General features: G+C 62.2%; 1 protein-coding gene. It reads left to right on the top strand.

The features are described from left to right. Nucleotides 1–109: 109 nt before the first annotated feature. On the top strand, nt 110–2143 hold a 2034-nt coding region (locus EN906_RS37545), incomplete at its 3' end, for a hypothetical protein (RefSeq protein WP_206529221.1).

Here is a 2143-nt window from a genome sequence, read left to right as displayed (position 1 = left end):
AGATATCATCACGCGCGAACTCGAAGGTGCCTCCGGCGCCGTTGACCACCTCGTCACTTCGGGCGATCCACTCTACGATGGCGTCCTCGTCGACGGCTTCGACTATCACGTGGCCGGCCCCCAGGAGGGCATCGTCCGCATCGACGAAACGGATGGCTTCACGGCTGTTCGCGAAGGCGGGCCGCGCAATGTCGACAGTTACACCGTCAGGCTGGCGGTGGCGCCGCTGGCCGGCCAGATCGTCTATGTGACGATCTCGGCGGCACGTTCGCCACAGCAGGAAGAAGACGGCACGCTGATCAATCCGGCACCGTTGCCGAATGGCATCGGCGATACGATCTGGCTATCGAAGCTGGATCCCGGCGCTGTCGGAACCGACGGCGAATTCCAGCATGTCATCACCATCAACGGCGTTCCGACGATCATCAACGACCGCTCGATCGTGCTGGCCTTCGACAGTACCAACTGGAACACGGCGCAGAACGTGTACCTCTATGCGCCCGACGATTTGCGCGCTGAGGGCGATCGAGTGGTCGTCGTCCAGCACAGTGTCATCTCCGACACCAGCGGTGTCGCACCGGCACTGCTGGCCGCGGCCTATCCGAACGGCGATCCCTTCGACGCGGCGGACGTGCGCAACGTCGAGGTCGACCTGCGTGACAACGACACGCCCGGAATCTATGTCACCGAGGTGACGCCCGGCACGAACACCGAAGATGGCCGCTCGCTGGTCATCGAAGGCAATGCCACGACCAAGCTGAATGACGAACTGCTGGTGCAGCTCGCCAAGGCGCCCGACGCGGGCGACACGATCGTCGTCAAGTTGTACGTCAACGAGTTCAGCGACGAAAACATCATGATCTACGACGTCGATGATCCGAACGGTCTCGACAACCGCATGTTCAAGGGTGCCGACGGCTACTGGCGCATCACTTTCGACAGCGGCAACTGGAACGATGCGGTGCGCGTCGGCATCGAAGCGCGCGACGACATCCCGCGTGAGGACCCGCACACGGCGGCGATCTTCTTCCAGCTCGACCAGGCGCTGACAGTCGACGCCAACCACAACTATGTCTTCCCGAACCTGCGCTCAGGCCCGGGCTATGTCGACATCGACGTGATCGACAATGACAGCGCCGGCGCGGTTGTGCTGGAGAGTGAAGGCAATACGCTGCTCAACGGCGATGGATCGGACACCGACGACTATACGATCCGGCTGACCAAGGCGCCGTCGACCAACGTCAGCGTCGCGGTACTAACGGACGGTCTGGCGGATGTCGTTAGTGTCAATGGCGTCGCGGTCACGCCCGGCTCCGGATACAGCATCATTGGCGGCCTCAGGCCAACGCAGATATTCGACGGCAATCTTGTCTTCTCCAACGAAGGTGGCTTGGGCAAGATCACGCGTAGCACCGGTGCCGATCTCGGCAGCTTCGTCGATGAAGGCTTCTTCGTCGGCCAGCAGATACGCATCGGCAATGCCGGCGCCGGCAGCGGCGACTATTTCATCACCTCGATCGATGCGGACGGAAAGTTCTTCAAGGTCGACAGGCTGTTGGCAGCGACAGGCGCGAAGGACGACGTCATCCTGTCCGATCTGGCGCGGGACGGCGAGTACACCGGCAATATCCGCTTCGAGCAGGTCATGGAAGGACTTGTGCCGACCTACCGGATCACCATCGCCGGACTTGGCGACAAGGACGATGGCTGGCTGTCATTCGGTTTCCTCGAAGGACAGTGGATCCGCGTGTTCGATACGGCCGACAATCTGATCGGCGACTTCAAGATCGCGATCATCCGCGGCGACAACGACACCAAGGACACCTCGATCCAGATCACCGGCACCAATGTCGCGCAGATCCTGCCGCATCTCGGCGCCACGCTGAACGATGTGCACGTGGTTCGCACCGCGGCCCTGGCCGTGTTCACGCCGGCCAACTACTACCAGCAGCAGACGGTCGAACTGCGCGCCGACACCGAATACGAAGTGCCGATCACCCGCGAAGGCGTCAAGGTTTTCCCGGTTTCCGGCCATTACCTGTCCAAGCTGCGCGGACCGTTGGCTGTCGAGGGCGGCGTCACCGGCGCCGACCGTTCACTCGAGAACGGCCTCAAGCTGCCAGGCGAAGCCGACGACTTCCTG

This window comes from Mesorhizobium sp. M7A.F.Ca.CA.004.06.1.1 (assembly GCF_003999135.1).
In the GTDB taxonomy this organism is placed as follows: Bacteria; Pseudomonadota; Alphaproteobacteria; order Rhizobiales; family Rhizobiaceae; genus Mesorhizobium.
This window is presented reverse-complemented; position numbering and strand designations above follow the sequence as displayed.